Here is a 6,377-nt window from a genome sequence, read left to right on the forward strand (position 1 = left end):
TGCCACCTCCACGTGGTTAGACAGCCTTGATGAATTTTCCGTAGCCGGCTCCTGCAGGGAACTTCCCCGAACTATCGTAGACCTGATTGCCGCGCACATACGTCTGGCGGACCGCGCCTCGCAACTCCCGCCCTTCAAAGGGCGTGTACTTGTTCTTGGCGTAGAGGTCTTCGGCGTGCACGGTCATTGGCGCCTTTGGGTCGATGCACGCGAAATCGGCATCAGAACCGACTGCAAGCATACCTTTCCGTGGGAATAGGCCAAGACGCTTCGCCGGGTTGGTACTCATGATTTCGCCAAAACGGTACAGGTTCATGCCACGGACCGTGCAGGCTTCGTGGAGCATTAGCGAGACACGGAGCTGAACGCCGGGCATGCCTGCATAGGCATTCCAGATGTTGTCGGTGACCTTCTCCCGGGGGTAGATGCCGGCCGCATGGTCGGTCGCTACGTAGTCGATGGTCCCGTCCAGGAGGCCTGCCCAGAGAACCTCATTGTCGTAGCGGTCGCGCAAAGGTGGCGTGCACTTGGCGAGGCTGCCCAGGCGCACAAAGTCCTCCCGGTTGAGCAACAGGTAGTGCGGGCAGGTTTCGGCCGTGGCGTCGATGCCCTGGCCCTTGGCTTGCCGGACAAGGTCGACTCCTGCGGATGTCGACATGTGGACGATGTGGACGCGCGTATGCTCGCGCCGGGCGAGAGCAAGGACTGTGGAGACGGCGAGGGGTTCTGCATCGTAGGTACGGCCGTCCTTGTACGCCAGAGGGTCCGAACGGCCCTCCCGAATGATCTTGTCGGTGTAGTACGTAGCAAGGAAGTAGTCTTCGGCGTGCACCGCCACCAGCATGTTGAAGTCGCGTGCAGCCTCGAAGAGCATCACCATCTGGCGCGTATCGAGACGTGGATAGGTCTGCATGCCCGAGATGGTATAGGCCTTGATGCCGACGACGCCTAGCTCCTTGAGTTCCGGCAGCAGTCGACGGAAGGCGCCGCTGTCGATGAAGGTTGGGGTCGTTCCGCCCCAGAACGCATAATCGACGTATGCCTTGGACTCCACAGCCTTCATTTTTGTCTTGAAGTTGTCGGGCGTGGTCACCGGTGGAAGTGATGTGCACGGCATGTCGACGATGGTGGTGACACCGCCTGCAGCGGCCCCCATCGTTCCGGTGCCGAAGTCCTCACGTTCCGTGAAGCCGGGATCGTCGAAGTGGACATGTCCATCGACCCCGCCCGGCATGACAAAGAGTCCATGCAGGTCGGTGGCGACGACTCCCGCCGGGGCAGGCTCACCGCGTGCGGGAGAGAACTTCTCGATGATGCCGTCGGTAACCAGAATGTCGACTGCCAGGAGTGTGCCGTCAGGTTGTGCTATCTGAGCGTTCTGGAAGAGCTGTTGCATGGCAAACCTCCCTTAGATGAACAGACTAACGACTTTGAATTTCTCAACGTCGATCAGGCCGAAATCCGTGATCTTGAGTTTTGGAATGACCGGAAGAGCCATAAACGCGAGTGTCATGAACGGATCGTCCAGCGGGCAGCCTGTTGTGTCGCGCATGACCTTTCCCAGATCGTCCAGGCGTGCCGCGACCTGAGGAATGGACAGGTCGGACATGAGACCCCCATACGGGAGGGGGAGAGAACCGACAACATGTCCGTTGTTCGTCACCGCGAGGCCGCCACCGATAAAGGCGACCTGCTGTACGGCCAGCAGCATGTCGCGGTCGGCAACGCCACACACGACTATGTTGTGGGAATCGTGGGCAATCGATGAGGCTACCGCTCCCTGTTTCATCTGGAAGCCGCTGATGAACGCCACGCCCACGCGCCCGGTGGCGTGATGGCGTTCGAAGACTGCCACCTTCAGGACGTCCTGGTCGGTGTCCGACACTACATAGCCGTCCGTGTCGACTCTTGCGTTCACGCGGCGCTCGCTCGTCACAACCTGATGGGGTATCAGCTGCAGGACTCGCAGCTGCTTGCCTGGCTCGGCCTTGACACGTAGACTCTGATAGGTGGGAGTAGCGATGTTGATGCTGTTCTTGATGCCGTAGCTCCTCGAGGGATGCCCGTCCTCAGGGCCCAGCCAGGTACCGTCCTTCGCCACAAGTTCTCCCTTCGCATAGGTGGATGACGGCTGGACGTGCCGCGGGTCCGGGAAGATGATGAAGTCGGCCCAGTAGCCGGGGGCAATGGCACCCTTGCGGGGAAGGTTGTAGTGGGTGGCTGGGTTGAGCGAACCAAGGCGTACGGCGGTCGGGAGGTCGATGCCTGCTTCAAGCAGCAGGTTAACCACATAGTTGATATGCCCTTCCGAGAGCAGGTCGGACGGGTGCCGGTCGTCTGTCGCCAGCATGATGCGGTGCATGTTCTCTCTGGTCAGCAGTGGGATCAGGGCTTTCACGTCCCGTGTCACCGATCCCTCGCGCATCATGATCCACATACCGCGGGCCAGCTTTTCGCGGGCTTCATCCGCCGTCGTGCATTCGTGGTCAGTAGAGATACCGGCGCCAATATATGCTTCCAGGTCTCGTCCAGTAATAAAGGGCGCGTGCCCGTCGATCAGCTGTCCATCGAAGGCGGCCAACTTGGCCAGGACTGCCGGATCCCTGAACAGGATGCCAGGGTAATTCATGAACTCCGCAAGACCCAGGACTCGTGGGTTGTGGCGCAGCTCCAACAGCCGGTCGGCGTCGAGTGTTTCGCCGTTCGTCTCGAGGTGCGTCGCCGGGACACAGGAGGGAAGCATGAAATAGAAATCCATCGGAGAATTGCGGGTGGCCTCGAGCATGAACCGGATGCCGCGTGCTCCAGCGACGTTGGCGATCTCATGTGGGTCTGCGATCACTGCGCCGGTGCCACATGCAAGTGCCACCTTGGCGAATTCGCCCGGGACGACCATCGTACTCTCGATATGCATGTGGCTGTCAATGAAACTAGGCGCAGCATAAGCGCCGTTGCCGTCGACGACCGTCACGCCGTCATATTGTCCAATTCCTGCGATCTGACTGCCTGACAACGCAATGTCGACGTCGTCCTCAATGTGTCCGTCGAAGACGTTCACCAGGCGGATGTTCCTGACGACCACGTCTGCCGGTATGCGGCCGGCTGCGACGTCGATCAGCCGTGCGATGCGTTCCTGAACTGTCTGAGTTTTGCTGTTCACGAATCTTTCCTCACGCCTTTTCCAGAATGCGGACAAGTTCGGTGTTTGCCTGTTCGACAAGCGCTTTCTCGTCACAGCCGATGAACTGGCCATCACGGTAGACGATTTTCCCATTGATGATCGTGCACGCTATGTTGCTTGTGGATGCCTCGTAGACCAGTCGACAGTATGCGTTCGTGTGAGCTCCCGGCTGAGCGAAGATATCCCGTCCAAGGTCCACGAGCACAATGTCGGCTTGCTTGCCCGGTTCCAGCGTTCCCAGTTCCTCGTCCATGCCAAGTGCTTTTGCGGCATCGACGGTCACCATGGAGAGGACCTGTTCGGGAGTCATCGTCTGTGGGCCATATTGTGGTCGAAACGCCGTTGCCAGAACGGCGAGCTCGTGTATGGCGTCCATCCTCCCTCCATACACGGGGCTGTCGAACCCGGGCAGAACCGGCGTTCCCTTGTGGACAAACTCGGGGAGGCGGGACAGGGGACGGCCGAGCTTCAGGTCAGCCGTCACGTTGATGACAACGCGTGCGCCGGCCTTGCGGATGACGTTCTGTTCCAATTCCGAGGCAAACGACGGGTTGACCAGGAATGTACGCTCTCCGAGGATCCCCAGTGTCTCAAGAGAAGCCAGCTCCTGAGGGCCGCTTTCGCGGCGCATGCGCTCGACTTGGCTCTTGTCCGTTGTCAGGACGATTTTGAGGGGGTAGCCACCTGCATCGGCGAATGCCTTGGCCTGTGTCAGGCACTCGTCGGTACAGAACAGAGGGTTTGTGGCGTTCACCCCATATCGCAGCAGGCTGTCCGGGCCGCTCGATGCAATGTCGTGGGCAAGTGCCTGTGCGTCGGACATCTGTTCGCGGAGCGACATGCGCAGAGTTTCAGGCCAATCCGGCGTGCGGTCAGCCAGCATGCGTCCGCCGATGAGCCTGAACCCGAGAGTGCGGGCTGCCTGGAGGATCTGGTCCGTGTGGCGCATCGAGCCGCCTTCGAAGAGCGTCGTGACGCCGCTGCGAATCGACTGGCAGATTCCGAGTTCAGCCGAGCAACGAACCTGTTCGGGAGAAAGGCCTCCAATAAGCCTGAGAGCCGTTCTCTCTCGCTCGGCATCGTCCAGGATCTGGTCGGTCTGACCGCGGAGAAGGCTGAAACCGAGGCGGGCATGACCAAAGATCAGACCAGGCAGGACAATCATACCTGAGGCGTCGATTGTGACGTCAGGGTGTTCGCCGCGGCCGATGGCAGTGTCGATTCGCTTGATACGTCCATCAGCGACGAGCAGGTCAGCCTTACAAGGCTGACGGTCGCCACCCATGGTCAGCAGTGTCCCGTTCTTTATGAGCAGCTTGTTCATAATAGTTGTGCTGCTCATTGTACCCTGCGTGCAACTCTTTGTCAAAGCGCGGACGCCTTTGCGAAACCATGTATACTATTGTTAACGAGGAGGTACGATGAGTCAGACAGTTATGATAGATGCATTGGGACAAGGGAGCGATGCCCGGAGTCAGGCCCTCGACAATGTGTTTCGCTGGATGGAGCCTCAGGGACTCGATGGCAGGCGAGTTCTTGTGTTGCTTGGTGACATCCCCGTGCGGCTGGACCTGGTGGAGCGGACGGTGCGGACGCTGTCCGGAGCCGCCCGGGTCGACCTTGCTGCAAGGTCTCTAGCGGGTTATGATGAGGCATATCGAAGCGCCTTGACACGCCTGCTGGGCGAACGTGGCGATCTGATCGAAATCATCTCTGGGGAGTACGAGTCCCTGACGGTGCCCACGAGGTCCTCTGCACGCCAACTACACAAGATGGAGACGCCCGAGCGTCGGTACATCAAGCAGGTGTTTGTGTCACGGTGTCTCGCCGAGACTGACCTGTTCGTCGTCGTACGCGGTCTTGAGTTCAACAGATTCTCCGGTGTCCACGGTATCTTCGCCACTGTCCTCGACTGCATTCCCACAAAGACGCGGACGGAGGTCCTGAGCTATGCTGCATATGGACTGATGGGAGAGGCTCTCCTGGATGTCTGGTCGGCGATCAGAGGAGTCTTCCTGTTCGGTGTCTTCGACGGCGAATACGCCCGCGAAGAAACGTACGGGAGAACCGCCGAGACGGGTGTAATCTTAGCTGGTATCGATCCCGAGGAGTTGGATGGCTACGCGCTCATCGCAAGTGGTGGCAGGGTCTCCTGGTCGCCGTTTGGCTCTTCGGCGTCGGCACGCATTGGCAGGGGGAGTCGTGGCAGGGCTGCGGATGTTGCCTCCAATATCCCGCTGGATGAACTGCGGGCACGAGTGCCCGACGGGTTCTTGCAGAAGCCCTCTGTCCGCGGCGCATTTAGCGCTCCGCCTGTCTTCCGGTTCTCCGGGCGTCCAGACAACTTCGACACGCTTGTCTGCCCGATGGGCGCGATCGAGGAAGGTGAGAACGGCGTACCTCTCGTCAGGCGCGGAGTGTGCGTCGCATGTGGGTGGTGTCTCAAGGAGTACACCGAGGCATCGGCATCGAGGAGATAGGTCTTCAGGGAGCTCAGCATGAAGAAGGGGCGCATGTGCGCCCCTTCTTCATGCTCTGTGCCCGTCCGTCAGGGCTTAACTGAAGGAAATAAGGTCCCCGCCGGACTCGGCCGATATCTCTGGAACCTTGAGGCTTGCTGTCTCGACGATGCTGATGTCTTTGTAGTTCTTCGAGATGTTCTTGTACGTTGTGAGGTAGTTCTCGTACCCCATTTTCTTGGCTACTAGCAGAGCTTCGCCGACAAATCCCGGCGCCTCGAGGCGCATCGCCAAGTCCCGGGCAATCGACAGCTCGATGGGAGACAGCGCGACGACGGTGAGCTTGATCACCTGCCGCACCTCCTCTGGCACGTTCTGCAGGTCTTTGGCCGAGACGGCGAGTTTGGAGATACGGTTGCGATATCCGCCGCGGAACAGCTGCGCTAGTGCGCCAGCATCGGCGACAACACCGTCATTCAACAGCGTGTCAAGTTCGACATCGCCTGAGAAGACGGAGGGCTGCTGGGCCGGTCTGCTCGCTGGAATCGGCGCGAACGGGGGTACAGGGGCAGCGATGTCTGCCGTGGCGCTAGCCGCAACCATCGTCTGCTCGAAAGACTCCTCGTCATCCAACAGCCGCGACAGAAGGTCCGTGCTGGACGGTGTCGGTGGGTTGGTCTCTGGCGGTTTAGCCGCCGGGGATTCCTGGTCTGGCTCAACAGGGACGACCTCAACAG

The 6,377-nt window shown here is 59.8% G+C and carries 4 protein-coding genes and 1 pseudogene; 1 reads left to right on the forward strand and 4 read right to left on the reverse strand.

Annotated elements, in window-relative coordinates; translation table 11 throughout:
• Nucleotides 1-16: 16 nt before the first annotated feature.
• Genes allB through SMC7_RS00215 form a run of 3 tightly spaced genes read right to left on the reverse strand, consistent with a single transcriptional unit; the run spans nucleotide 17 to nucleotide 4,523 of the window.
• Nucleotides 17-1,396 (reverse strand): allantoinase AllB, encoded by a 1,380-nt coding sequence (gene allB / locus SMC7_RS00205; protein WP_119088375.1) that lies wholly within the window; start codon nucleotides 1,394-1,396, stop codon nucleotides 17-19.
• A gap of 12 nt (nucleotides 1,397-1,408) precedes the next feature.
• A complete protein-coding gene (gene ade / locus SMC7_RS00210; RefSeq protein WP_207798657.1) occupies nucleotides 1,409-3,160 on the reverse strand; it encodes an adenine deaminase in 1,752 nt (583 codons plus the stop codon).
• Nucleotides 3,161-3,170: 10 nt separating this feature from the next.
• Nucleotides 3,171-4,523 (reverse strand): amidohydrolase family protein, encoded by a 1,353-nt coding sequence (locus tag SMC7_RS00215; protein WP_119088377.1) that lies wholly within the window; start codon nucleotides 4,521-4,523, stop codon nucleotides 3,171-3,173.
• A 79-nt stretch (nucleotides 4,524-4,602) separates the two neighbouring features.
• Here SMC7_RS00215 and SMC7_RS00220 point away from each other — a divergent pair, with 79 nt between their 5' ends.
• Complete coding sequence (locus SMC7_RS00220) at nucleotides 4,603-5,661, forward strand: ATP-binding protein (protein ID WP_119088378.1); 1,059 nt, start codon at nucleotides 4,603-4,605, stop codon at nucleotides 5,659-5,661.
• Between the two features lie 75 nt (nucleotides 5,662-5,736).
• Here SMC7_RS00220 and SMC7_RS00225 read toward each other — a convergent pair.
• A pseudogene (locus tag SMC7_RS00225) lies at nucleotides 5,737-6,377 on the reverse strand (hypothetical protein); the annotation flags it as partial.

The organism is Candidatus Cryosericum terrychapinii (genome assembly GCF_003570925.1).
GTDB classification, from domain to species: domain Bacteria; phylum Caldisericota; class Caldisericia; order Cryosericales; family Cryosericaceae; genus Cryosericum; species Cryosericum terrychapinii.